The 24,959-nt window shown below is 62.5% G+C and carries 21 protein-coding genes; 5 read left to right on the top strand and 16 right to left on the bottom strand.

Annotated elements, in window-relative coordinates:
• Nucleotides 1–42 precede the first annotated feature (42 nt).
• From DKK74_RS02470 to mraZ, 4 genes are read right to left on the bottom strand one after another with little or no spacing between them, the layout of a single operon-like run.
• A complete protein-coding gene (locus DKK74_RS02470) occupies nucleotides 43–1,824 on the bottom strand; it encodes a peptidoglycan D,D-transpeptidase FtsI family protein (protein WP_110412593.1) in 1,782 nt (593 codons plus the stop codon).
• Nucleotides 1,821–2,312 carry a hypothetical protein gene (locus tag DKK74_RS02465; protein ID WP_110412592.1) on the bottom strand — a complete coding sequence of 164 codons (492 nt, stop codon included), beginning with the start codon at nucleotides 2,310–2,312 and terminating at the stop codon, nucleotides 1,821–1,823. The genes DKK74_RS02470 and DKK74_RS02465 overlap by 4 nt, the downstream gene beginning before the upstream one ends.
• Nucleotides 2,309–3,400: a 16S rRNA (cytosine(1402)-N(4))-methyltransferase RsmH gene (gene rsmH / locus DKK74_RS02460; RefSeq protein ID WP_258334417.1), complete on the bottom strand. Its 1,092-nt coding sequence runs from the start codon at nucleotides 3,398–3,400 to the stop codon at nucleotides 2,309–2,311. The genes DKK74_RS02465 and rsmH overlap by 4 nt, the downstream gene beginning before the upstream one ends.
• An 11-nt stretch (nucleotides 3,401–3,411) precedes the next feature.
• The gene (gene mraZ / locus DKK74_RS02455) at nucleotides 3,412–3,894 is read right to left on the bottom strand and encodes a division/cell wall cluster transcriptional repressor MraZ (protein ID WP_110412591.1); all 483 of its coding nucleotides are present in this window, start codon (nucleotides 3,892–3,894) and stop codon (nucleotides 3,412–3,414) included.
• A 275-nt stretch (nucleotides 3,895–4,169) separates the two neighbouring features.
• Between mraZ and DKK74_RS02450 the strand changes: the two genes are divergently transcribed.
• Nucleotides 4,170–6,404: a HelD family protein gene (locus DKK74_RS02450; protein WP_110412590.1), complete on the top strand. Its 2,235-nt coding sequence runs from the start codon at nucleotides 4,170–4,172 to the stop codon at nucleotides 6,402–6,404.
• A 148-nt stretch (nucleotides 6,405–6,552) separates the two neighbouring features.
• Here DKK74_RS02450 and nrdR read toward each other — a convergent pair whose 3' ends face one another.
• Both nrdR and DKK74_RS02440 read right to left on the bottom strand, forming a co-directional pair.
• A complete protein-coding gene (nrdR, locus tag DKK74_RS02445) occupies nucleotides 6,553–7,035 on the bottom strand; it encodes a transcriptional regulator NrdR (RefSeq protein ID WP_110412589.1) in 483 nt (160 codons plus the stop codon).
• A 157-nt stretch (nucleotides 7,036–7,192) separates the two neighbouring features.
• Nucleotides 7,193–7,474: a LysM peptidoglycan-binding domain-containing protein gene (locus DKK74_RS02440; protein ID WP_181414879.1), complete on the bottom strand. Its 282-nt coding sequence runs from the start codon at nucleotides 7,472–7,474 to the stop codon at nucleotides 7,193–7,195.
• Nucleotides 7,475–7,910: 436 nt separating this feature from the next.
• Between DKK74_RS02440 and lexA the strand changes: the two genes are divergently transcribed.
• Complete coding sequence (lexA, locus tag DKK74_RS02435; protein ID WP_110412834.1) at nucleotides 7,911–8,561, top strand: transcriptional repressor LexA; 651 nt, start codon at nucleotides 7,911–7,913, stop codon at nucleotides 8,559–8,561.
• A 3-nt stretch (nucleotides 8,562–8,564) separates the two neighbouring features.
• Here lexA and DKK74_RS02430 read toward each other — a convergent pair whose 3' ends face one another.
• The 3 genes from DKK74_RS02430 to hflX form a co-directional block, all read right to left on the bottom strand.
• Complete coding sequence (locus tag DKK74_RS02430) at nucleotides 8,565–9,494, bottom strand: cation diffusion facilitator family transporter (RefSeq protein WP_110412587.1); 930 nt, start codon at nucleotides 9,492–9,494, stop codon at nucleotides 8,565–8,567.
• A 71-nt stretch (nucleotides 9,495–9,565) separates the two neighbouring features.
• On the bottom strand, nucleotides 9,566–10,528 hold the full coding sequence (locus DKK74_RS02425; RefSeq protein WP_024627229.1) for an L-lactate dehydrogenase: 963 nt from the start codon (nucleotides 10,526–10,528) through the stop codon (nucleotides 9,566–9,568).
• A 98-nt stretch (nucleotides 10,529–10,626) separates the two neighbouring features.
• On the bottom strand, nucleotides 10,627–12,093 hold the full coding sequence (hflX, locus tag DKK74_RS02420) for a GTPase HflX (RefSeq protein WP_258334440.1): 1,467 nt from the start codon (nucleotides 12,091–12,093) through the stop codon (nucleotides 10,627–10,629).
• A gap of 216 nt (nucleotides 12,094–12,309) precedes the next feature.
• On the opposite strand from hflX, the gene DKK74_RS02415 reads away from it, so the two are divergent.
• Genes DKK74_RS02415 through DKK74_RS02405 form a run of 3 tightly spaced genes read left to right on the top strand, consistent with a single transcriptional unit; the run spans nucleotide 12,310 to nucleotide 17,953 of the window.
• Nucleotides 12,310–12,978 carry a class I SAM-dependent methyltransferase gene (locus DKK74_RS02415; protein WP_375537542.1) on the top strand — a complete coding sequence of 223 codons (669 nt, stop codon included), beginning with the start codon at nucleotides 12,310–12,312 and terminating at the stop codon, nucleotides 12,976–12,978.
• Nucleotides 12,975–17,069 (top strand): ATP-dependent RNA helicase HrpA, encoded by a 4,095-nt coding sequence (gene hrpA / locus DKK74_RS02410; RefSeq protein WP_110412585.1) that lies wholly within the window; start codon nucleotides 12,975–12,977, stop codon nucleotides 17,067–17,069. Before DKK74_RS02415 ends, hrpA begins: the two co-directional genes overlap by 4 nt.
• Nucleotides 17,066–17,953, top strand: a complete 888-nt coding sequence (locus DKK74_RS02405) for a hemagglutinin (RefSeq protein ID WP_110412584.1) — start codon at nucleotides 17,066–17,068, stop codon at nucleotides 17,951–17,953. The genes hrpA and DKK74_RS02405 overlap by 4 nt, the downstream gene beginning before the upstream one ends.
• Nucleotides 17,954–17,962: 9 nt before the next feature.
• Here the strand turns inward: DKK74_RS02405 and glnA are convergent, their stop codons facing one another.
• The 7 genes from glnA to hisD form a co-directional block, all read right to left on the bottom strand.
• Entirely contained in the window at nucleotides 17,963–19,300 is a 1,338-nt protein-coding gene (glnA, locus tag DKK74_RS02400) for a type I glutamate--ammonia ligase (RefSeq protein WP_045935176.1), read from the bottom strand.
• 46 nt (nucleotides 19,301–19,346) lie between these two features.
• Complete coding sequence (gene priA, locus DKK74_RS02395) at nucleotides 19,347–20,078, bottom strand: bifunctional 1-(5-phosphoribosyl)-5-((5-phosphoribosylamino)methylideneamino)imidazole-4-carboxamide isomerase/phosphoribosylanthranilate isomerase PriA (RefSeq protein ID WP_110412583.1); 732 nt, start codon at nucleotides 20,076–20,078, stop codon at nucleotides 19,347–19,349.
• Between the two features lies 1 nt (nucleotide 20,079).
• On the bottom strand, nucleotides 20,080–20,853 hold the full coding sequence (hisH, locus tag DKK74_RS02390; protein WP_110412582.1) for an imidazole glycerol phosphate synthase subunit HisH: 774 nt from the start codon (nucleotides 20,851–20,853) through the stop codon (nucleotides 20,080–20,082).
• Nucleotides 20,854–20,885: 32 nt separating this feature from the next.
• Nucleotides 20,886–21,638, bottom strand: a complete 753-nt coding sequence (locus DKK74_RS02385; protein WP_110412581.1) for a hypothetical protein — start codon at nucleotides 21,636–21,638, stop codon at nucleotides 20,886–20,888.
• Nucleotides 21,635–22,237, bottom strand: coding sequence for an imidazoleglycerol-phosphate dehydratase HisB (gene hisB, locus DKK74_RS02380; RefSeq protein WP_046322665.1), 603 nt, complete (start codon nucleotides 22,235–22,237; stop codon nucleotides 21,635–21,637). The genes DKK74_RS02385 and hisB overlap by 4 nt, the downstream gene beginning before the upstream one ends.
• A gap of 99 nt (nucleotides 22,238–22,336) precedes the next feature.
• On the bottom strand, nucleotides 22,337–23,485 hold the full coding sequence (locus DKK74_RS02375) for a histidinol-phosphate transaminase (protein ID WP_110412580.1): 1,149 nt from the start codon (nucleotides 23,483–23,485) through the stop codon (nucleotides 22,337–22,339).
• Nucleotides 23,482–24,879 (bottom strand): histidinol dehydrogenase, encoded by a 1,398-nt coding sequence (hisD, locus tag DKK74_RS02370; RefSeq protein ID WP_110412579.1) that lies wholly within the window; start codon nucleotides 24,877–24,879, stop codon nucleotides 23,482–23,484. Before hisD ends, DKK74_RS02375 begins: the two co-directional genes overlap by 4 nt.
• Nucleotides 24,880–24,959 lie beyond the last annotated feature (80 nt).

Raw genomic sequence — 24,959 nt, 5'->3', positions numbered from 1 at the left:
CAATCTCTCCTTTGTCCGGGAACGCCCTGATGCCTGCCGGTATCACCATGTTACCGGGATAGCATCGGTTCTGGGCGTGGACGTAGGGACCTGGTATTTCTGCATAAGGAATTCACCGATCTGAGCGAAGATGGGACCAGCGGTGACGCCGCCGAAAATCCCGGCACTGCCCTGGGGGTTCTTCAGCACTACGGTAATCACGAAGCGGGGATCGTCAGCGGGCAGTATACCCACCCAATCGCTGACGATGCCACTCAGTTTGCCGGAACTGTCGGCCACCTCGGCGGTTCCGGTCTTGGCAGCTATCCTGTAGCCTTCTACCTTGACCATTTTATCGTATTTCTCTGACACTGACTCCATCGCGTTCATGACCTCAGCGGCCACCTTCTCGTCCACGACCCTGACCTGATTGGTTTTGACGGCGCCCTGACCACGGATGATGGTCTGGTCGGAACGGACCCCCTTGTTGGCCAAGGTGGCGATGGCATTGGTCAGCTGGACGGCATTGGTGGCATAGCCCTGACCGAACAGAACTGTGTTGCGGGTGCGCCGGTCCCAGGTCTGAGGCGTGGTCAGCAGTCCCTTGGACTCCCCCGGCAGACCCAGGGCCGATACCTGGCCGATGCCGAAGCGGGTCAGATAGTCGTAGCGCTTCTGGTCCGGGTAGTTTTGGCCTGCCATGACCATGCCCACGTTGGAGGAATTCTGCAGAATGCCGGCCAGCGTCCAATGCTCGTCCCCATGGTTGAAGGAATCCTTGTATTGCTGCTTGTCGACGGTGATGTGATCGGGCACGGTAAAGCGGTCGGTCATGGAGTGCACCTGCTCCTGGAGCATGCCCGCAGCTGAGATGGTCTTGCCGACCGAACCGGGCTCGAAGGTCTCCGCCACCGCCCTGGAGGAGTTAACCTTGGCCTGATCGCTGCCAGCCTGGTAATCGTCGGTATCGGCCAGCGCCAGGATCTCGTTTGTACGGGTGTCCTGAACAACTGCCAGAGCCCAGTCCGCATGATAGTTCTGGCAGCCTGACTTGAGGGCCTGACGGACGTACCAGAGCACGTCCTGATCGATGGTCAGTCTCACATCCTTGCCGTTGACTGGATTGCGCTGACGGGTCATGGTTCCAGGAATCTCCTGGCCCAGCATCCCCTGCTGATAGACCGTATAGCCGTCAGTGCCGGTCAGCCGCCGATTCTCCATCTGTTCGATCCCGGCCACGCCCTTGCCGCTGTCGTCAATGCCTCCGATCAGGGCTCCCATCAGATCCGCATGCGGATAGGTGCGTTCACTGCTCAGTTCGGCTGTGATGATCCCCTGCAGCCCCAGTTTATCGATGGAACGCTTGACCTCAGGAGTCACCCGCTTGGCCAGGACCACGTACCGTCCAGGGACGCTGAGCTTGCCGCCCAGCTCCATGGCGTTCATCCCCAGAGCCGGCGCCAGGAGGCGTGCTACGCCGGCAGCACCGTCAGCGCCAACCGGATGGCCCTTGATGCTGTGGCAGTCGCTGCCGGTGCGCTTGGTGCAGTTGATAGGTATGAAGGAGGCAGCCGCCTCGGGGTCACCGATGATGTTGTATCGCTCCAGGCTCTGTGCCAGCACACGGCCATTGACATCCAGGATCCGGCCACGCTGGGCCTTGATGGTGTGCGGCACAGTGCGATTCGCCGCAGCAGCCTGGGCCATGGACCTTCCGTCAAAGAGTTGGATGTAAGCCAATTTGCCCAGGGCCAGAGCAGCCACCAGGATCAGAATCAGGCCCACAGACAGCGAACGCTTACAGAAGGACAGGTGCCAGGAGCGCTTGGTGCCCTTGCCGCTCATGGATGCCCCACCCTGCCCTGAGCATCCTGAGGGGGCTTGTAGCCCTGCAGATCGATGGAGTTCAGACCCTGCTGAGGCTGCATGCCCAACTGCTGGGCCTTGTCCGGCAGAGAGGCCTGGAGCTGGTCGAGCTTGTTCTGGTCATCCTGGACGTCCTGGTTGAGATTGCTGATCTCATGCTGGACTCGGGTGGCCTCGAAGGAGTCCTGGACCATCTGTGTGCGCAGCATTAGGGAGCCAAACATGCAGGCTGCCAGAAAAACCACCGAAGTCATAATGCGCAGCAGGGGGTTGCCGCGGGTCCGCGTCCAGCCGATCATGCGCCGGGCCCCCTCAGCCACTGGACCTCGTTCTGGCTGGCGCGCCTTGCCTACCTTCCCTGTGCCCTTGATCAGACTGAGCTCAGGCCTGGTAGGCATCTCTTGGATGCGGGGATGTCCCTTGTCCGGGGATGCCTTGGAACGGACTGAACGTGCTGGCATGGTCATGACCGGCGCCTCGATTCCGAACCGTGGACGACATGGCGATGGCGACCATCTGAGACCTCACCACGGGCCTCGGACTGAAGCCGACGACGACGCTCCTCGGGAATAGATCCGATCATCTCCACGGCCCGTAGGCGCACTGAGGCGGACCGGGGATTGCGTTCCCGCTCGGCCGGATCGGCCTTGATGGCCCCATGAGTCAGATCTGACAGATAGGGACGGGCCTGATCGGGCACCACCGGCATGCCTGTCGGCAGGTCCACGTGCAGCCCAGGCGCCATGAAGCGCTTGACCATGCGGTCCTCCAGGGAGTGATAGGACTCCACGACCAGACGACCCCCCTGGGCCAGTCGCAGAATGGCCTGGGGAAGGGTGCGCCTAAGACGGTCCAGCTCCCCGTTGACCTCGATGCGCAGGGCTTGGAAAACCCTCTTGGCCGGATTGCCGGGGGGACGATGACCACGCGGCACAGACTTGTCGACCAGACGGTCCAGCTGGGCCGAGGTGGTCAGTGGCTGCTCCTGCCTGGCCTGGACGATGGCTCGAGCGATGCGTCCTGCATAGCGCTCCTCCCCATACTGGGAGAAAATGTGGGCCAAGTGTTCCTGGTCGTACTCGGCCAGGACCTGTGCGGCTGTCAGCTCCTGGCTGGTGTCCATGCGCATGTCTAGCGGGGCGTCCTGCCGGTAAGTGAATCCCCTGTCTCGCTGGTCGATCTGCAGAGAGGACAGCCCCAGGTCCATGAAGACCAGATTCACCTGGCCCACTCCCAGTGCATCCAGCTGCTGGTCCAGCTGGTCAAAGGGGGCGTGCACTGGCGTGAAGCGTTCAGCCAAGCCCTCGTCGCGCATCCGGCCAATGGCCAGATCCAGGGCCTGGCGATCCCTGTCGATGCCAATAAGACGTGATTCAGGGCAGGACTTAAGGAAGGCGGTGGCATGTCCGGCAAGTCCCAGCGTGCAATCCACTGCCACGGCCCCCAGGTGATCCAAGGCGGGCCGGGCCAGTGCAAGGCAGCGCTCCAGCAGGACGGGACGATGGACCATTCCGCTGTCCACGGCCTCCTGATCGGGCGGATTGTGATTTTCCATGAGGGTCTCCATCAGCAATCCACCGCCGGAAGAACATCGTCGGCAATGTCGGCGTATCCCTGCTCCTTGCTCTCCAGGTAGGCAGTCCAAGAATCCTGATCCCAGATTTCAGCACGGGTGCCCACTCCGATGACCACGACGGGGCCGGTCAGCCGTGCATAGGAGCGCAGCATGGGCGGAACAAGAATGCGACCCTGCTTGTCGGGGACCTGATCGACGGCACCGGACAGAAATACGCGCAGGTAGTCCCTGGCTGACTTGTCGCCCATGGAGGTGTGTTGGATGCGCACGGCCATCCGACGAAATTCCTCAGTGGGCAGCAAGCTGACGCAGCGTTCCTGACCACGGGCCATGACCAGGCCCTGACCCAGCTGGGCACGAAACTTGGCCGGCAGAGCCAGGCGGCCCTTGGAATCCATCTTGGGGGTATAGGTGCCCAGAAGCATGGACGGCAGGGAAGGCGAGGCGACATCTACGTCGTATGTATCGGCCATACCCACCTCCAATGCCAGTTTGGTAACCAAGGGACGGTCCCATCGGGTAGCGTCCCCTACGCAATGCTCCCCACTTTACCCCACTTATCCCCATTGCTCACCACTCTGACGCTACTTCAGGCCCAAACCCAACCATTCGCCTTACCAAAGGGTCCACCCCGGCGTTTCGCCATCCGACTAAGACGATGCGAACAAGTTTCTGCAGGGCCGAAAAAGTAGAGGTCGAGCGGTATATTAGATCATCCGATTTTGAACATTCCACAGAACGGACACACATGTCGAGCTATTCCTCACAGCTGCATGAAGAGCAGGCGGCGGTGGACAAGGCCTACGGCCGTCTGGACGAGCTGCGGACGCAGGCCAGGACCAGACTGGACGCGGTTCGGGCCGCCGGCTCCCACGGATCCCCTACCCAGCGCACCGAGCGGGATTCCTTCGCCAACATGTATGAGGACCGGCTCACCCAGCTGCGGGCCGTGGAGGACCGTCTGGTCTTCGGCAGACTGGATACTGACCAGGGCAGCCGGCGATATATCGGACGGCTGGGCCTTCTGGACAGCAACCACGAGCCCATCCTGACCGACTGGCGGGCCGAGGCCGCACGCCCCTTCTACGAGGCCACACCGGCGGACCACGGTGACATCGTCATGCGTCGGCACATCACCCTCAACTTCCGCCAGGTCACCGGCATCGAAGATGAAGTCCTGGACTTGTCGGCCCCCGAGGTAGACAAGGCAGCCCAGGGCGGTACGCTTGCCGGCGAGGGTGCGCTGATGGCCTCCCTGTCCAGCCGCCGGACCGGGCAGATGACCGACATCGTAGCCACCATCCAGGCTGAACAGGACCGGATCATCCGCTCCCCCATGACCCGCCCGCTGGTGGTCCAGGGAGGACCCGGCACCGGCAAGACGGCCGTGGCCCTGCACCGGGCAGCCTATCTGCTCTACACCCACAGGCGCAGACTGGAAAGTTCAGGCGTACTGATCGTCGGGCCCAGCAACGCCTTCCTGCACTACATCGACCAGGTCCTGCCCTCCCTGGGCGAGACCGGAGTGCTCAGTCGTACCTTGGGCGACCTCATCCCCGGCATCAGCACCGAACGGCAGGAGGATCCGCACGTGGCCCGTCTCAAGGGGGACATCCGCATGGCCGAGGCCGTAGCCAACGCCGTCGCATCTCGGGAGCGGGTGCCTGCCTCCCTGCCCACGGTCAAGGTGGACGGGGTTGCCGTACCCATGCTGGCGGTCGACCTGGAACAGGCCCTGGTCGATGCCCGCCGCAGCCATCAGCCCCACAACAAGGCCAGAAACACCTTTGTGCGCTCGGCCCTGAACGCCATGACCGCCCGTTATGCCGAGGGAGTGGACTACGAGCCCGGAGCCGAGGAACTCGCCCGGGTCACCTCACTGCTGCGGCTGAACGATCAGGTGCGGCGGACCCTGAATCTGGCCTGGCTACCTATGAACCCCAGCTGGCTGGTCAACGACCTCTGGTCCAGGCCGGATCGTCTGCGCCGGTTCGCCCCCTGGCTGACCCCGGAACAGATTGACCTGCTGACCCGCCAGGACGGCGCCGAATTGACCGTATCCGACATCCCGATTCTGGATGAGGCCATGGAACTACTGGGCCCAGATCCACGCCAGGCGGATCGTGACCAGGCCGAAAAGGCTCGTCGCGATGAGGAACGCCGGTTTGCCAGCGACACCTTGGCCCAGAACGGCATCGGCACAGGCATCGTGACCTCGCAGATGCTGCTGGATTCCATCAACGGTCAGGACGATAACCAGGCAGCCACTCAGGCAGCCGCCGACCGTGAATGGGTCTACGGGCACATCGTGGTCGACGAAGCCCAGGAGCTGACGGCCATGGACTGGAGGATGCTGGTCCGGCGCTGCCCTTCCCGTTCCTTCACCATCGTCGGGGACGTGGCCCAGACGGCGGCCCTCGGTGGCACCCGGTCCTGGGCCTCCACCATGGACAGGCTTTTCGGCCCGGACGGATGGGACCTGAGGCAGCTGACCATCGACTACCGCAACCCTCGCCAGGTATCCAACCTGGCCTCCTCCTTCGCAGCCTCCGAGGGTCTCGAGGTTTCAACGCTCAAGGCAGTCCGCGAGGTTGAAGGATCGGTCAGCCACCTGCGAGCTGACGATCAGGCCAACCTGCTGGACCAGCTGCCTGCTCTAGTGGGCGAACTGACGGAACGCCATCTGGGCAAAGACGGTACCGGACGCCTGGCGATCATCGTTCCCAACGCTCTGGAAACGGAGGTCAGCTCACGGCTGCATATTGATAAGGCTCAGGAGCACCAAATCACGGTCACGACCACCGGCCACACCAAAGGGCTGGAATTCGATGCCGTGGTTCTGGTTGAGCCTGGAGCCATCCAGGATGAAGCCCCTTCCAGGCTGAGCGCAGCGGCCGACCTTTATGTGGCCATGACGCGACCTACTCAGGAGTTGGTCATCGCCCAGACTTCTGAGGATCAGAGGCTGCTGGATCTGGGATGATGTACCTGGGTGCCAGGCCTGCATCATGCCTGGCACCTCCGTTTATTCCCCGTCACAGTTCAATCCCGTTGCACGCCGACAGAGGCAGCTAGCCTGCTGCAATGTGGACCTGTTCCGGTCACAACGGCCGGTGGCAAAATTGCTAATTTCAGGACTGCCCAGTAGGAGATTGGCTTTCAGCAGACTGATCTTCAGCGCGCAGAGTGTCAATGGCCTGCTGGAAGTCCTCCAGGTTGCTGAAGTTGCGGTAAACCGAAGCAAAGCGCAGATAAGCCACCTCGTCCAGCTCCCTGAGGGGCTTCAGGATGGCCCTGCCGACCTCTTCCGAATCGACCTGAGCCAGGCCGCGTGAACGCAGATCCTCTTCAACCTGCTGGCCTAGGAGCTTCAGGTCATTCTCATCGATGGGCCTGCCCTGACAGGCCTTCCTCACGCCAGAGATGACCTTGTCGCGGTTGAAGGGCTCAGCATTGCCTGAGCGTTTCATGACCAGGAGGATTGAGGTCTCCACTGTGGTGAACCGACGCGAGCATTGCGGACACTCACGGCGACGCCTGATGGCATGGCCGTCGTCGCTGATTCGCGTATCCACAACCTTGGTATCGGGATTCTGGCAGAAAGGACAGTGCATACGCAATATCATAGCGCCAAAGGACCGCAAGACCCACGTATACCGGGCCTATCAGCGTACAACCCTGGACAAACTCCTCGAATTCGGCTATTGCCTTCATGCATACGACAAGTCATTGAGATCCCTTCATTGATTCCCTGGACCAAAAGTCGCTGTCTCAATCGTCACTGGGGATCAGAATCCGGTCACCAACGCGCAGATTGGGCGAAGACATGTTGTTGATCTGCATGATGCGGTCCACGTTTTTAGTCACATCCTCCCCTTGCGGGGTGATCGAAGTCGCATAGGACCAGACATTATCGCCCGGACGAACCGTTCTGGTGATGACCTCCTGCGGTCCCGGAGCGGAGCTGGCCGGTCGAGCCATCAATCCGATTCCAGCCAGGGTCAGAGCACCGACAGCCAGGAAAACAGCGAATCTATGCACAATGACACTCACAAAATCTTGCTCAGACACACAGGCTTTGGCAGCTCCACGAAGACGGGCCATGACGGACGAGAACGCAGAACCTACATACGCCCGGCAGGCCGAAAACAGATTCGACGGCGCAGACATGCGGGAACTGGCACAGGTACGAACAACCATGGCACACCTCTTTCGAACATTTGTTCTATCGAACAGATGTTCTCATTGTGGCACTGCGGGAGTCGTTTGGCAAGGTTGATTCGAACATTTGTTTGATTTTTCACTCCAGGCAGGTTAGACTGAGTGCAGTTTGCAAGGAAAGGAGCCCATCGTGAGTACCATCCCCTTTACCGGGTCCACGGCTACGAGCTCCCTCAACCAGCCCACTGTCACCGACAGTGCCGACTCTCAGGAAGCCGCTGAAACCTCCGTCAGCACCGAGAGCCCGAATAGGGGATCCCGACCCAAGCTGACCGATCGTCAGACCAGGGTTTTGGAAGCTATCAAGCGGCACCTGGCAGAGCGTGGATTCCTGCCCTCCTACAGGGAGATCGGCAAAGACGCGGGACTGCGCAGCACTTCTTCCGTCAAGCACCAGCTTCAGGTCTTGCAGGATCTGGGCTACATTCGTCTGACCGCCAACAAGGGACGTGCCATAGAGCTGGTCCAAGACCAGCCTGAGCCGACTGCAGGAACCGCCAGGATCGTACCCTTCCCCGACACGCAGACCGACGAGGCGATCATGCAGTCGCGCGACGTGCCCCTGGTCGGCAGAATCGCCGCCGGTCAGCCCATTCTGGCCGAGCAGCATGTGGATGATGTCATGCGTCTTCCCGAACGTCTGACGGGATCGGGCGAGCTCTTCATGCTTGAGGTCCACGGGGATTCCATGGTCGATGCCGCCATCTGCGACGGGGATTTTGTGGTCGTCCGCCGTCAGCAGGAGGCTGAAAACGGAGACATCGTCGCAGCCCTGCTGGACGATGGGGCCACGGTAAAGACCTTCCGCCGCGAGGACGGTCACGTTTGGCTGATCCCCCATAACCCGGCCTACTCCCCCATTGATGGCACCCACGCCGTCATCATGGGCAAGGTAGTCACTGTTCTGCGCAAGGTCTGAAGGTTACATGTCCAAATGCTCGCCGCTGCTGTCCCGGTGCCCCTGCTGCTCTATCTGAAAGGTAGTGTGCTCGACCGAGACTGGGAAATGATCACGCAGGCAGCGTTGCATGCTGGTCAGAATACGTTCGTTTTCGACAGGCGAGGTGCCCTGACGCACGATCACGTGTGCTGTCAGCTGCGGCAAGCCGGTGGAGACACTGTTGGCATGCAGGTCATGAACCTCAAGTACGCCGGGTACACCCTCTAGGTGCTTCCTGACCTTGGCCATATCAAGATCCGCTGGGGTCTCCTCAAGAAGTACAGAGACACTGCTGGCCAGCAGTTTAATCGCGCGGGGAATCATCAGCAGAGCAATCACGCCTCCCGCTACAGCATCGAATCCAGCCCAGCCGGTGACCATCATGACCACGGCTGATACCAGGACCGCCACCGAGCCCAATGCGTCGTTGACCACTTCGAGAAAAGCGGCACGCATGTTCAGGTTGTCCTTATGGCCGGAAGCCAGGACCAGGATGGACCCCACATTGGCAGCCAGACCCAAGATGCCGAAGAAGAGCAGGAGCCCCCGTTGCTGGACCTGGTCCCGCCCGGGTGACAAGAGCCGCAAGACGGCCTCTACAATGGCGTAAATTCCCACAGCCAGCAGAACCAAAGCCCCGCCAGCCGCCGTGATGACCTCCAGACGGGACCAGCCCCAGGTCCGCCGATTTGTGGGGCGGCGTTCCATCAACACAGCGGTGACAGTGGATGCGATCAGCACAGCCATGTCGGTCATCATATGCCCGGCGTCGACCAGCAAAGCCAAGCTGCGGGTGACCAAGGCGCCGACGACTTCAGCCACAAAGACCGATCCCGTCAGCGCCAGGGTCGTCAGCAACTGTCGACGATGGGCGGATCCGCCACCCTGAACACCACCTTGATGAGCGCTCATGCATACCCCGTTTCATCAGTCACCAAAGTATGTCACCAGGGGACACAAGGCAAGGGTTTTCTAAGAAATACTCAGAAGCCGAACTTGCTTGCCGTTTCCTTGAGGGTCTCGGCGGAACGCTTCAGAGCTGCCAGCTCGCCGTCGCTCAGCGGGGTGTTGATGTGGGTGTTGACCCCGTCACGGTTGAGCACGCTAGGCACCGACATGCACACATCAGAGATTCCGTGGAAGTCCTCCAAAAGGGAGCTGACCGGCAGGATTCGGTCAGTGCCGTTCAGGATGGACTCGATGATGTCCACGCCGGACATGGCGATGGCGAAGTTGGTTGCCCCCTTGCCCTCGATAATCTGGTAGGCGGCGTTCTTCACCTCCTGGTGGATCTCCTCACGCTTGGCCGCATCCAAAGGCTCATGGCCGGGCAGTTCCATCCAGTCGCACATGGGCACGCCGCCGATGGTTGCCGAGCTCCAGAGCGGGACCTCGGAGTCGCCGTGCTCACCAGCGATGTAGGCATGGACGTTCTTGACGTTGACTCCGGTCTGCTGGCCGATCAGGTAGCGCAGGCGGGCAGAGTCCAGATTGGTGCCCGAACCGAACATCTGGTTGACAGGCAGTCCGGACAGCTCCAGGGAGACTCGGGTAACGATATCGACGGGATTGGTGATCAGCAGGAAGATGGCATTGGGGGCCACCTCGACCATCTGGGGAATGATGGATTTCATCATGTTGATAGTGGCTCCGGCCAGGTCCAGTCGGGTTTGTCCCGGCTTCTGCCTGGCTCCGGCCGTGATGACCACCATGTCGGCGTCGGCGCAGATCTGCGGATCGTCCGAGCCATCGATGGTGACCGTGGGATAGAAGCTGGATCCGTGCTGCATGTCGCGGACCTCAGCCTCAACACGCTGGGCGTTGATATCCTCAAGAACAATCTCTCGAGCCACGCCACGCTGGGCCGCCGAGAATGCCAGGGTCGACCCCACAGCTCCGGCTCCTACGATCGCTAGCTTGGTTGGCTTGATTGATGATTCCGCCATAGTTTTATGGACCTCTCTTATCGGAACCCGGGAAACGGGTTTGCCGCTGACAACATACGTAGTCTACCCAGCATAGGTGACCTGGTGTGCATCTGCCCTCAAGAGTTCAGCCCGGCCGATGGCGTGTCACCCTCCGAAGCTTGCAAGGGCTTCTGGTCAATGGCCTGATCAAGCACGGCGGCCGCCAACCGGTCGTCCACATCAGCGCTCAGCGCAACCCCGTCGGCCCGGTATTCCAATGAATCCACCCGTCCCAGCTGCCTTACCTGTTCCAGCAGAGAACCGCTGGTGTAGGGCAGGATGGCCTGGACATGCACGGCGGGGGCAGGTAACAGTTCCTCCACCCGCCTGCGCACGGACTCCAGACCCTGCCCCTGCCTGGCCGAGACCAGAAAGGCCTCAGGCTCAAGGTTGGCAAGCCGTTGCCGGGCATCCTGGTCGATCAGATCCACCTTGTTGAAGACCAGCAGTCGGGGAATGGACTCGGCTCCTGGAATGTCTGCCAGCACGGCATCCACGGCCCTGATCTGACCGAAAGGATCAGGATGAGAGCCGTCCACCACGTGCAGAATCAGGTCTGACTGCCCCACCTCCTCCAGCGTTGATTTGAAGGCCTCCACCAGCTGGGTGGGAAGGCGACGGACGAACCCGACCGTGTCCACGTAAACGTAGAGTCGGCCATCTGCCGCTTTGGTACGCCTGACGGCCGTGTCCAGGGTGGCGAAGAGGGCGTTCTCCACCAGTTCCTCGGACCCGGTCAGCCGATTAGTCAGCGAAGACTTGCCAGCGTTGGTGTATCCCACCACAGCCACGGCCGGCAACTGGTAGCGCCGCCGGGACCCACGCTTGACCTGACGCGAGGGGGCCATCTGGGCTATCTGGCGCTTCAGCCGCGAAATCCGCCGTCTGATGACTCGCCGGTCGGTCTCGATCTTGGTCTCTCCGGGTCCGCGGGATCCTATGCCGCCGGCCTGCCCGGCAGCCTGACCTCCGGCTTGGCGGGAGAGGGATCCGCCCCAGCCGCGCAGCCTGGGCAGCATGTACTCCAGCTGGGCCAGCTCCACCTGGGCCTTGCCCTCTCGGCTGGTGGCGTGCTGGGCGAAGATGTCCAGAATCAGGGCCGTCCTGTCTACCACCTTGACCTTGGTGACATCCTCCAGGGCACGTCGCTGGGAGGGATGAAGGTCGTCGTCGGTGATGATGGTATCGGCACCCAGCCGTGCCACAATATCGGCCAGCTCCCGCGCCTTGCCCGAGCCCAGGTAGGTGGCCGGATCCGGCTTGACCCGCTGCTGGAGCAGTCCGTCAAGCACCTCGGCTCCGGCGGTCCGCGCCAGGGCTGCCAGCTCACGCAGGGACTCCTCGGCCTGACCGACCGTGGTCCGCGAACCCGACCAAACGCCGACCAGGACCACCCGCTCCAGACGGACCTTGCGGTACTCCACCTCGGTAACGTCCTGGAGCTCGCCCAGCCCCTCTACATGGCGGAAGGCATTGCGCCGGCTGCGCTCCTCCCACTCCTGATCCCGGTCCTGCCCGACCTGCTCCCTACTGCCTGTCAGCACCTCGGACTTGTGGGCGAGCGGGTCCTGATGGGCATCGACAACTGCTGAACCATGCTCTTGGGTCGGTTTTTCTTGGGTCAAAGGCACCTCTGCGTTGATCTATGGACTAGGGAACGAATCCGGTATAGGCGGAATCATGACACAGTCTTTATTATCATCTTCTTAGCAGACATCAGCGAGCGCCCGAGGGACGGGCAAACTTCACAGACGGATGGGATGGACATGACGGACAGGGACCATGGCAGCAGCCGGGGGCAATCCTCCAGGACCGGGACGGATGGAGGCGAACAGTATTTCGTAGCCCGTCCGGCCTCCCCTGACCAGCGGCGGACCATCCAGGTGGAGCTGGCCGGCCGCACCTGCCAGGTGGAGGTCTCCCACGGGGTCTTCTCGTCAGGGAGGCTTGACCTGGGCACTTCGGTCCTGCTCAAACGCGTTCCCCAGCCCCCGGCCGAGGGCGACTTTCTGGACCTGGGCTGCGGATGGGGGCCCATCGCCCTGAGCATGGCCATGCAGTCGCCCAAGGCCAACGTCTACGCTGTGGACACCAACCTGCGGGCCTTGGATCTGACTGCCCGCAACGCACAAACCCTGGGCCTTGACAAGGTGCGCACGCTGACCCCTGAGCAGGTACCGGACGATCTGCGCTATGACCTGATATGGTCCAACCCGCCCATCCGGGTGGGCAAGGCGGCCCTGCACGACCTGCTGATGACCTACCTGCCCAGGCTGAAGCCTCTGGGCCGGGCATATCTGGTGGTCCAGCACAATCTGGGCGCCGACTCCCTGATTCCCTGGCTGGCTGACGCACTGGGCTCCGGCTGGACAGCGCAGAAGTATGCCTCGGCCAAGGGCTACCGGATTATCGAGGTGAGCCGGGTATGAGGTTCGAGTATCCCGCCGAGCTACCTATCAGCGCGGCCAAGGAGGACATCGTCCATGCCGTGCAGTCCTCCCAGGTGGTCATCGTCTCAGGTCAGACCGGCTCGGGCAAGACCACCCAAATCCCCAAGATCCTCCTTCAGATGGGCCGCGGCGACCACGGCCATCAGATCGTGCACACCCAGCCCAGGAGGATCGCCGCCAGAACCGTGGCCGAGCGCATCGCCTCGGAGACGGGCACCAGGCTGGGCGACCAGATCGGCTACCAGGTGCGCTTCACCGACAAGTCCAGCCGCAGCACCCGCCTGCGAGTGGTCACCGACGGCATCCTCCTGGCGCAGATCCAGGGCGATCCCCAGCTACGGGCCTACGACACCATCATCATCGACGAGGCACACGAGCGCAGCCTGAACATCGACTTTCTGCTGGGGTATCTGACCGCCCTGCTGCCCAAACGGCCCGACCTGAAACTGATCATCACCTCGGCCACCATCGATTCGGTCAAGTTCCGCGATCACTTCGCCAAGGCCTTGCACACTAAGGTGCCCGTACTCGAGGTCTCGGGGCGCACCTATCCGGTCCAGACCCTCTATGAGCCCGCCGGGTCGGCTCCGGCCCTGATGCGACACGTCCCCGGGTTCGACTCCGAGGATGGCCAGGACAGGGAGGATCCGGACATCCCCAAGGCGGTGGCCCGGGCCTGCGCCGAGCTGGTCATTCACTCCACCCACACGGACGGCCCCAGGGACATCCTGGTGTTCGCCGCCGGAGAACGCGACATCCGTGAGTACGAAACCGCCCTGCGACGCCACTTCGGCCCGCGGACCTCCGACATGCGCCGCCCGGACGCTTTGGAGATCATCCCACTCTTCGCCCGCCTGTCGGCCAAGGAGCAGCACCGGGTCTTCGAACGCCACGGCCATCAGCGCATCGTCATTGCCACCAACGTGGCCGAAACCTCCCTGACGGTGCCTGGCATCCGATACGTGGTGGACCCTGGACTGGCCAGGATCAGCCGATACTCCAAGTCGGCCAAGGTCCAGCGGCTGCCCATAGAGCCCATCTCCCAGGCCTCGGCTGATCAGCGTGCGGGCCGTTGCGGACGTGTGGCCGACGGCATTGCCATCCGCCTTTATGCCAAGGACGACTATGACACCCGCCCCAAGTTCACCGACCCGGAGATCCTGCGCACCTCCCTGGGTTCGGTCATCCTGCACATGCTCTCGGTAGGCGTGGCCCATACGGCCGAGGATGTCACCGACTTCGGCTTCATCGATCCACCCGACACGCGGGCAGTCAGTGATGGTCTGCGTGAACTGACCGAGCTGCAGGCCATCTCCCGCCAGCAAGGCCTTATCCGGCTGACCAAGCTGGGACGACAGCTGGCCAGGATCCCCATCGACATCCGTCTAGGCAGAATGATCCTGCAGGCCGGCCAGGATGCAACCCCGGACACCCTGGCCGCCGTTCTGGTGGTCGTAGCCTTCCTCTCCCTGCAGGACCCTCGCGAACGCCCGGAAGAGAAGCGCGAGGAGGCCGACCGGATTCATGCCCGCTACGAGGACCCCTCCAGCGATTTCCTGACGGCACTGAACATCTGGAACCGCTTCTTCCCGCAGGACAAGGAGCCCTCCAACGGAGCTCTGCGCAAGGCCTGCAAGCAGGAGTACATGGCCTTCCTGCGCATGCGGCAGTGGCATGACCTTTACCAGCAGCTGACCCAGATGTGCCGGGGTCTGCATATGAAGGTAGGCTCCCCCGTCCCCGTCAAAGCACCGGATCAGGCCCTGCTGGCCCTGCCTATTGGGCAGCAGGCAGCCCATGCCCTGGTCTGCTCCTGGGACGACCAGGGCATCCACCGGTCCATGCTGGCCGGTCTGCTCTCCAGCATGGGCATGCAGGTGGTCCACGAGCCCAAGGCTTCCGATTTCGCTGGACTGCATGGCGCAGCACGGGCCAAGGCCATGAAACGGGCGCGCCGGCAAGCCAAGAACGACTATCAAGGGGCGCGCGGCACGCATTTTGCCATCTTCCCCGGTTCTGCCCTGGCCAAGGCCAATCCGCCTTGGATCATGGCTGCCGAGTTGGTGGAGACATCACGGCTCTGGGCACGTTGCTGTGCGGCCATCGATCCGGCCTGGGCCGAACCGCTGGCCAAGTCCCTGACCAGGACCACCTACGCCGAACCCCACTGGTCGGCCTCCCGTGGCGCCGCAGTGGCCACTTCCAGGGTCCTGCTCTACGGCCTGCCCATCGTGCGCGACAGAACGGTCCAATGGGCCCGGATCAACCCCGGCCAAGCCCGGGACATGTTGATACGCCAGGGCTTGGTCCAGGGCGAAGTGCGCGAGCGCTTCCCGCATGACGGCTTCATCAAGGCCAACCGGCAGGTGCTCAGCGAGGCCGGCGAGCAGACCAGCCGGACTCGCCAGGTAACCGGCACCGTCACCGAGGAGGACCTCTACGATTTCTACCAGGAGCGCATTCCCCAGGAGGCCACATCACTGGCCGCACTGGGCTCTTGGTGGCGGAAGCATCACGATGCGGACCCGCACCTGTTGGACTTCGATCCTGACAAAGTGGAGCGTCTGAACGACCAGTCCGCCTCCTACCGACCCGGGGACTACCCCGACCATTGGCACACCTTGGGCATCGACGGTCGGCCCATGGATCTGCCCCTGACCTATCGCTATCAGCCGGGAGAACCGGACGACGGCATCACAGTTCACATCCCCTTGCACTGCCTGAACCAGCTGACACCCGGACAATTCACCTGGACAGTGCCAGGCCTTCTGGACGATCTGATCACAGCCACCATCAAGTCCCTGCCCAAGGCCCTGCGAGTCCAGTTCGTTCCCGCACCAGACGCCGCCCGGACCATCCGCGCCTGGATAGACGGTCACTATCCCCTGCTGCCCGGCGCCGATCCCGCGTCGGCGGAGCAGGCAACCTACGGATCGGCGGACAAGCAGACTGCAGACGAAGACGAAAACAGTACCGCAGTCATCCCCGCCGGGGGATGGCCGGACTTCGAGCAGACCTTCACCGCAGCAGCCATAGATACGGTCGGTGCCCAGTTGCACCCTGAGGTCTTTACCCAGGCCAGGCTGGAACGACTGCCTGACTACCTGCGGCCTACCTTCCAGGTAGAGGAGGATCGACGCCAGGGCCACAGCCATGGCCGCAAGGGCCAGGGCCACCCCAAGGTCCTGGGCCGGTCCAAGTCCCTGACCGACCTGCAACGCGACCTGGCCGGACAAGCCCGGCAGTCAGCCCGGTCCCGGGTGGATTCCCAGGCCAGCAAGGCTGCCCGTCAGGGGCAGGTGGTCAAAAGTGCCGACCTGCTCCATCAGTCCGGCGCCACCACCAAACCACGCGAGGAGCTGATCTGGCAGGCCGCTCTTAACAAGCTCCACCTGCCTGCACAGCGGATCTCCTCGCGCTGGCTGAGCCGGGAGGCCCTGATGCTGGCCTCAGCCCCCTACCCCGACACCTCCGCCCTGGCCGAGGACTTGCAGATGGCCGCTGTCAAGCGCCTGATCCCCCACACTGAGGCCATCACCGACGACCAGACCCTGCAGGAAGCCGTGGCCGGCATCAGCCAGATCTACGAGGACACTGTATATCAGGTGGCCAAGGATGTGGTCGCCATTCTGGAGACCTCGGCCCAGGTAGATAAGGCCGTGTCCGGCCCAGCCGATCTTCCCCTGCTCTCTGTCCTGCAATGGATACGACAGCACGCCGGCGGATTGGTGGCCAAGGGCTTCATCGGCACTGATCCACCCTATGCCCTTCCCCGTCTGCGCACATACCTTAAGGCGGACCTGATGCGCTTGGACAAGGCCCGCAGAGACAAGGACCGTGACGTACGATGGGCGTGGCAGGCGCAGACCGCCCAGGATTTGGTGGACCAGGCGGCCAAGGCGGCCCAGGCTCTGCCCGCCGGTCCCGGACGAGACCAGGCCATGGACCGTGCGCGAAGGGGACGTTGGATGATGGAGGAGTACTTCGTCTCCATCTGGGCCCAGGAGCTGGGGACGGCCATCCCTGTCAGCCTGCAACGAATCAGAAAGGCGCTGGAAGAAAAACCATGAGTACAAGGCCATCGGGACGAAGACGAGGGGGCGGCACCAAACGCGGACGAATGACCCTCCGCCGCGCGCAGACCCTGGGGACCACCCTGATGGCCATAGTCCTGGTCGTCGCCCTGTGCATCCTTGCCGTCCGCTTCGTCTCCTACCGGCTGATGGTCGGCCGCGTCATCCGCCACCAGGAGCAGCTCTCCCAGGAGTATATCTTCAATCCAGGCAGAATTATCACCGATCACCGCTTCCACGACACTGTGGACATGAATGCCGACGATGTCCAGGCCTTTTTGGACCAGAAGGGGGCATCCTGCAACGGATCCACCTGCCTGCGCAGCCTGCATATGGATGTTCCCGACCGTCACAGTGACGGTCTATGTAATGCCTACAAGGGCGGCAAGGGGCAGAGCGCGGCTCAGATCATCGACGGGTCCGCCCGGTCCTGTGGGATCAGTCAGAAGGTCCTTCTGACCATGCTGCAAAAGGAGCAGCATCTGGTGGCCACCGACCAGCCCGCCACCCAGGTCCAACTCCAGTCGGCCATGGGCCTTTCCTGCCCTGATGATGCACACTGTGACGCCAGCTATGCCGGATTCTTCAACCAGGTCTACGGAGCCGCCCATCGATTCCGCTACTACCAGGCTCATCGGGACCATTACGCCTACCAGACCAAGGCCCTGAACGATGTGCGCTTCAGCCCCGATGCCTCCTGTGGCAGCGGCAAGGTCTACATCGAGAACGATGCCACTGCCCTGCTCTACATCTACACGCCCTATCAGCCCAACGAGGCAGCGCTACGGGCAGGCGACGGCGAGGGCGACCGCTGCTCAAGCTATGGCAACCGTAACTTCGTCATCATCTACAACAACTGGTTCGGCCGATCTGACCAGTAAGCCCCGGGTTCAAAGCCTGGGCAGGTAGTAGGCCAGCTCGTAGGGGGTGACCTGCCGGCTGTATCCGGCCCACTCCCGGTGCTTGTTGCGCAGGAAGTACTCGAAGGTCTGCTCGCCCAGCACCTGGGCCACGAAATCCGACTTCTCCATGACCTTGAGCGCCGCGTCCAGGCTGTCAGGCAGGGGCTCGATGCCCATGGCCTGCCGCTCGGCGTCGGTCAGCTCCCAGACGTCATCGCTGGTAGGCTCGCCCAGGGTCATCTTCTGCTCGATCCCGTCCAGTCCGGCAGCCAGCAGCACCGAGTAGGCCAGGTAGGGGTTGGCCCCCGGATCCAGCCCGCGGAACTCCATTCTGGCCGAGTTTCCCTTGCCGGGCTTGTACTGTGGGATGCGCAAGAGGGCAGACCGGTTGTTGTGACCCCAGCAGACGTAGCTGGGTGCCTCAGCCCCGCCCCAGAGACGCTTGTAGGAGTTGACATACTGATCGGTCACCGCGCAGATCTCGGCCGCATGGGCCAGAATGCCGGCGGCGAACTGCCGGGCCGTCTGGGACATGTTGAACTCCTGGCCCACCTCGTAGAAGGCGTTGGTGTCCCCCTCGAACAGGCTCAGATGGGTGTGCATACCCGATCCTGGCTTATCGGTGAAGGGCTTGGGCATGAAACTGGCGTAGATTCCCCGCTCCAGGGAGATCTCCTTGACCACGGTCCGGAAGGTCATGATGTTGTCAGAGGTGGTCAGGGCGTCGGCATAGCGCAGATCGATCTCGTTCTGCCCCGGTCCGGCCTCGTGATGGGAGTACTCCACCGAGATGCCCATCTGCTCCAGCATATTGACGCAGGCCCGACGGAAGTCCATCCCCGGGCTACGGGGCACGTGGTCGAAGTAGCCGCCCTCGTCAATAGGGGTCGGTACCTGGGACCAGTCATCCTGGTTCTCAAACAGGTAGAACTCGATCTCCGGATGGGTATAGAAGATGAAGCCCTTCTCCTTGGCCTTGGCCAGGGCCCGCTTGAGCACGTGTCGGGGATCCCCGCTGCTGGGCTCGCCGTCCGGGGTGAGCACGTCGCAGAAGATCCGCGCTGTGCCCTGTGGCCCGCCCCTCCAGGGAAGTATCTGGAAGGTGGACGGATCTGGCTTGACGATCATGTCGTCCTCGGAGACCCTGGTCATGCCCTCGATGGCCGAGCCGTCGAAGCCCAGCCCCTCCTCGAAGGCCACCTCCAGCTCGGTGGGCGCTATGGCCACCGACTTCAGGGTGCCCAATACGTCAGTGAACCAGAGACGAATGAACCGGACATCGCGCTCCTCGACAGTGCGCAGCGCGAACTCCTCTTGCTTATCCATAGAGCTTATGCTCCCATTCCTATATTTCGCAGACTTGCTTATAGCGTTAACAATGCCCCGCGACCAGGTCCAGCGCCTGTTCCAGGGTGAAGGCCCCCTCATAAAGGGACTTGCCCAGGATAGCGCTGTCCACGCCCCGATCGGCCAGGTCCAGAATCCTGCTCAGGTCATCCAGGCTGGATATGCCCCCAGAGGCGGTCACCTTGGCCGGAGTCCGGTCAGCCACTTGACCCAGCAAATCCAGGTTGGGGCCGGTCATCATCCCGTCGCGGGTCACATCGGTGACCACGTATCGGCTGCACCCGTCCCGGTCCAGTCGCTCCATGGCATCAAAAAGGTCCCCACCCTGTCTGGTCCAACCTCGGGCGGCCAGGGTGTGTCCGCGTACGTCCAGACCCACACAAACCCTTTCGCCGTAGCGACCCAGGACCTGGCTGGTCCACTCCGGATCCTCCAGAGCCGCCGTGCCGATGTTGACCCGGGTGGCACCTGCGGCTAAGGCGGCCTCCAGGCTTGCATCGTCGCGGATGCCGCCGCTAAGCTCCACCTTGACACGATCCCCCAGCTCGTTGACCAGGGCGGCCAGCTTGTCACGGTTGTCTCCGGTGCCGAAGGCCGCATCCAAGTCGACCAGGTGGAGCCACTCGGCACCTTGGTCGACCCAAGTCTTGGCTGCATCGGCAGGCTCACCGTAGACCTTCTCGGAGCCGGAGATCCCTTGCCTTAGGCGAACCGCCTTTCCGTCGCGGACATCGACAGCCGGTAAAAGCGTGAGCATCTCATTTACCTTTCTCGCAGGAGAGTCTGGAATCCCCAGAAAGGGTCCGTACCCAATTGGTCAGCAACCGTGCTCCGGCCTGGCCGGACTTTTCAGGATGGAACTGAGTGGCGCTCAAGGGTCCGCATTCGTAGGCCGCCACGAACCTGCTGCGTCCATAGGTGGCCCAGGTAACCAGCGGTTCACCGAAAAAAGCACCCTGTGAAATCTTGTCAGACACTGACTGAGCTGACCTTGGCTGGCTGTCACTCGTCCGATTCAATGCTGACACTCGTAGGGACAAATCGGGCTGGGTCCCAACGGATCGGTCATCCCCCTTCGCCGCCATGGCGGCATAGGAGTGGACGAAGTAGAAGCGTTGATCCTGGACCCCTGCCAAGAGTCGTGTTCCCTGGGGCGCCTGGACATGATCCCAGCCCATATGGGGTACTACATCAGCGTCCAGTTTCGTCACACGACCAGGTATCAAGCCCAGACCGGGCTCGCTGCGGCCGTCCTCGTCCCCGAACTGGAACATGACCTGAAGGCCTATGCAGACCCCAAGAACCGGCAGCCCCTGGGCCAGTCGATCCAGGATGATGCGGTCGCCGCCGACAGCCCGTAACCCCGCCATGCAGGCCCCGTAGGCCCCCACTCCGGGAATGACCAGCCCGTCGGCCTTCATGGCCAAGTCCGGGTCGGCGCTGATTTGCGCATCAACCCCCAGCTGGGAGAGGGCATGCACCATGGATCTGACATTGCCGAACCCATAGTCAAGCACCTGTATCCTAGTCATGTTCCTCCTAGCCAAGCCGTTTGCTTGCGCGATTACTCGACGCGACCCTTGCGAGTCGATCCTCCGGCCCCGAACCTGGTGTGCGAGGCGATGATGCCCATGGCCTTCTCGCGGTTGTACTCCCCCGAGTCGAAGATGGCGGCCCCATCCTGGCGCAGCCTATCCACTGTGGTGGTCCCGATCATCAGATCTTCTACGAAGTCTGCAGTGGCGGCAAAGAGGATGGGCGGCGCGAGCGTCTGTCCCGACTGCCCGCTGATCCATAGGGTCACCTCGAGCTTGTCCGCCCGGTTGACGGCCAGGATGGCGCTGAGCCCGGATACGACCGTGGTCAAATCGCGGATGGCTGCCTCGGGTCCGTCCCCGTCCAGATTTCTCAGGACGGCCACAGCACCCTCACGGGCCTGGATGCAATAGGCGGAGATATCGGATATCTGGCAGAAAGCCGCCAGAAGCTCTGCCGAAGCCAGGCGTGTCACCATTACGGCGGCCTTGGCTCGGTTGCCGATCAGACCTTCAAGCTCTTGGTCGAAATCGGCAGCAACGCCATCAGCCCCGTCTGGTTCAACCGAAGATTCGTCAGCGGGCGCGGAATCCAAACCAGCCTCGTCATCCACGCCTGATCCGGAGTGATCAACGGGCTGATCCGCTTGATTCTGGCCCTCATTGAACTCAGCCTCAAAGCTGGCCAGAGCCCGCTCGACCTCTTCCTCACTCAGATGATGGCCGGAATCCGGCAGGTCTTGATCCCTGCTGTCATTGTTGTCGTATTCATCCGCGCTCATAGCGACCCCTTGGTGCTGGGGATGCCCTTCACCCTGGGATCAGGCTCCACCGCGAAGCGCAGAGCCCTGGCTACGGCCTTGAACTCTGCCTCGGCGATGTGGTGCGGATCTCTGCCCGACAAGAGGGTCAGGTGAAGGCAGATGCCGGCATGCAGGGCGATGGACTCCATGACGTGCCTGACCAAGGAGCCGGTGAAGTGCCCGCCAATCATGGCGTACTGGAACCCCTCAGGCTCGCCCGTGCAGACCGCATAGGGCCTGCCGGAAATATCGACAACGGCTCGTGCCAGGGCCTCGTCCAGAGGGACGGTGGCATCGGCAAAGCGCTTGATACCCCGCTTGTCGCCCAGGGCCTGAGCCAGGGCCTCGCCAAAGACGATGGCAACGTCCTCGACGGTGTGATGGACGTCGATCTGGGTGTCCCCGCTTGCCTTGATGGTCAGGTCGATCAGGGAATGCCTGCCCAGGGCCGTCATCATATGGTCATAGAAGGGAACCGAGGTGTCGATATCGGTCACCCCGGTGCCATCCAAATCCAGACTCAGGCTCACCTTGGATTCACTGGTCTGGCGGGTGATGGTGGCTGTTCTGCCTGCCATTGCTGCTCCTCCGCTTTCTGCCGCACATTTCAGTTCGCGCTGTATCTTCTGCGCGGCGTCTAGACCACCAGCATAGCCGTGCCGCTGGTCCGCATCCTCCTAGAACCGCTTGAGGACATGGACCAGCGTTTGGCGGAATCGCTCCATCTCCACGTCCGTGCCCATGCAGACCCTCAGGTAGCCCTGGGGACCCACGGCCCGGATCAACACGCCTTCATCCTTCATGGCCTCGAATACGGCATCCCGGTCGGGGAAAATGCCGAAGAGGATGAAGTTGGAGGCCGAGGGAACCACAGTCAAGGGCTGACCATGGAACTTCTGTCCGGCCAGCCACTCGGCTGTCTGCCGACGGGTCCGGCGAAGCTGATCCACCCGAGCCAGCTGGAGGTCCGTGTGCTCCAGGGCAGCCAGGGCCGCAGCTTGAGTCAGGGCGCTCAGATGGTAGGGCATTCGGACGATGCGGACTGCGTCGACTATTCCTTGGGATGCAGCCAGGTAACCCACCCTGGCGCCGGCAAAGGCGAAGGCCTTGGACATGGTCCGGCTGACTGCCAGGTGGTCGTACTGACCAATCAGGCTGACCGCCGAGGGCGTGCCCGGGTCTCGAAACTCGATGTAGGCCTCATCCACGACCACGGTGGGTCGGGCGGACGGGTCCGCGCCCGCCACGGGAATCTTAGAACAGACCTCCAGGAGCCTGGTCAGCTGATCCATGGGCAGGGCCGTCCCCGTGGGATTGTTGGGGCTGGTTACCAGGACCATGGCTGGTCTCAAAGCCTTGATGCGTTCGATAGTCGTTTCAATATCCAGGCTGAAATCAGGCAGCCGGTGGGCCAGCTCCCAGTCAGTGAAGGTGTCACGGGCGTACTCCGGATACATGGAGTAGGTCGGGTCGCAGCCCAAGGCGGTTCTACCCGGCCCGCCGAAGGCCTGGAAGAGCTGAAGCATGATCTCATTGGACCCGTTGGCCGCCCAGATCTGCTTGGGTTCAAGCGAGGCACCAGACTCCTTCTTCAGGTATGCAGCCAGGGCCCGCCGCAAGTCCTCATGCTCCCTGTCCGGATAGCGATTGAGGCCGGGGGCCACCTGGCTCACACGCTGGCAAATGGCATCAACCACCTCCTGGTCCAGGGGGTAGGGGTTCTCGTTGACGTTCAGGCAGACCGGAACATCCAGCTGGGGGGCGCCGTAAGGCTCCTCCCCTATTAGGTCCATGCGGAGGGGAAGATCAGCTGGTATGGCACTCACAGCAGACCAGCCTTCTCTTCGTTGGCTTCCAGGTCGGCTTTGTTGTAGGGGTCGTCCAGGAACCGGCTCAGGATGCACTCGCCATGGGCGGGCAGGTCTTCGGATACGGCAAAATCATTGATCTTGGCCGCGATGGGCTTGAGCCCTTCCTTGTCATATTCGATGACTTCGACAGGCTTCATGAAGGTGTGGACGCCCAGGGCCACGTCGAACCGGGCTGTGCCGCCAGTGGGCAGAACGTGGTTGGACCCGGACATATAGTCGCCCAGAGGCACAGGAGAATAGGGGCCGCGGAAGATGGCGCCGGCATTCCGAATCCTGTCGATGACGGCATCAGGATCGGCCGTCTGAACCTCCAGATGCTCGGCGGCATAGGCATTGGCCACGTCGATGGACTGGTCGATCCCGCCGGTCAGGATGATTCCCGACTGGTTGCCGCCCAGGGAGGTGCGCACCCGGTCGGCATGCTCGGTTCGAGGCACCCTGCGCCCCAAAGCCTCCTGAACGCCCTGGGCCAGTTCCTGGCTGTCGGTGATCAGCACCGAACCGGCAAGCTCGTCATGTTCGGCCTGGCCGATCAGGTCTGCAGCAACCCAGTCGGGGTTGGCCTGCCCGTCGGCAAGAATAGCAATTTCCGTGGGTCCGGCCACGGCGTCGATTCCCACCATGCCGGAGACCATCTGCTTGGCTGTCGCCACAAAGATATTGCCAGGGCCGGTGATCTTGTCGACCGGGTCGCAGAGAATCTCCCCGTCCTGGGGCTCGGATCCCCTGGCCCCGTATGCAAACATGGCCACGGCCTGGGCACCGCCCACGGCATAGACCTCGTCCACTCCCAGAATGGCACAGGTGGCCAGGATGATGGCAGCCGGCAGACCCCGAGGGTCGTCAGAGGCGGGCGGAGTGGCCACGGCCAGGGAATCGACGCCGGCAATCTGAGCGGGCACCGCGTTCATGATGACCGAGGAAGGATACAGGGCCTTGCCTCCCGGCACGTAGAGGCCTACGCGTTCGATCGGAATCCACCGCTCGCTGACCCGAGCGCCAGGCGCCAGGTCGGTGGCCATGGGCTTGGGCACCTGGGTAGTACAGACCTTGCGGATGCGGGTAACGGACTCCTCGATTGCTGCCCTGACCTTGGGATCCAGCTGCCTCAGGGCCTCCTGCATGGCCGATGCCGGAACCCTCAGATCATGGGGACGCACATGGTCGAACTTCTCCTCCAGGTCGCGCAGGGCCGCTGCCCCATGCTCACGCACTTGGTCAAGTATGGGCTGCACCTGGGCGCTGGCCTCCCGTGTACCCATATCGGCTCGGGGCATGGCGGCGAGGAGTTGGGCGCGGGACATGGTTTTCCCGCGCAGATCCATGGTTCTCATCATGAGCTTTGACATACTTTGATGGTAGTGAACTTTTGTGTCGCCAAAGCCAGCGACTCACCACCGTCCCAAATGGTGAGACGGTTCCGGGCGCC

Source organism: Bifidobacterium asteroides, from assembly GCF_003202755.1.
Classification (GTDB): domain Bacteria; phylum Actinomycetota; class Actinomycetes; order Actinomycetales; family Bifidobacteriaceae; genus Bombiscardovia; species Bombiscardovia asteroides_F.
The sequence above is the reverse complement of the archived record's forward strand: the minus strand, read 5'-3'. Positions and strand labels throughout refer to the sequence as shown.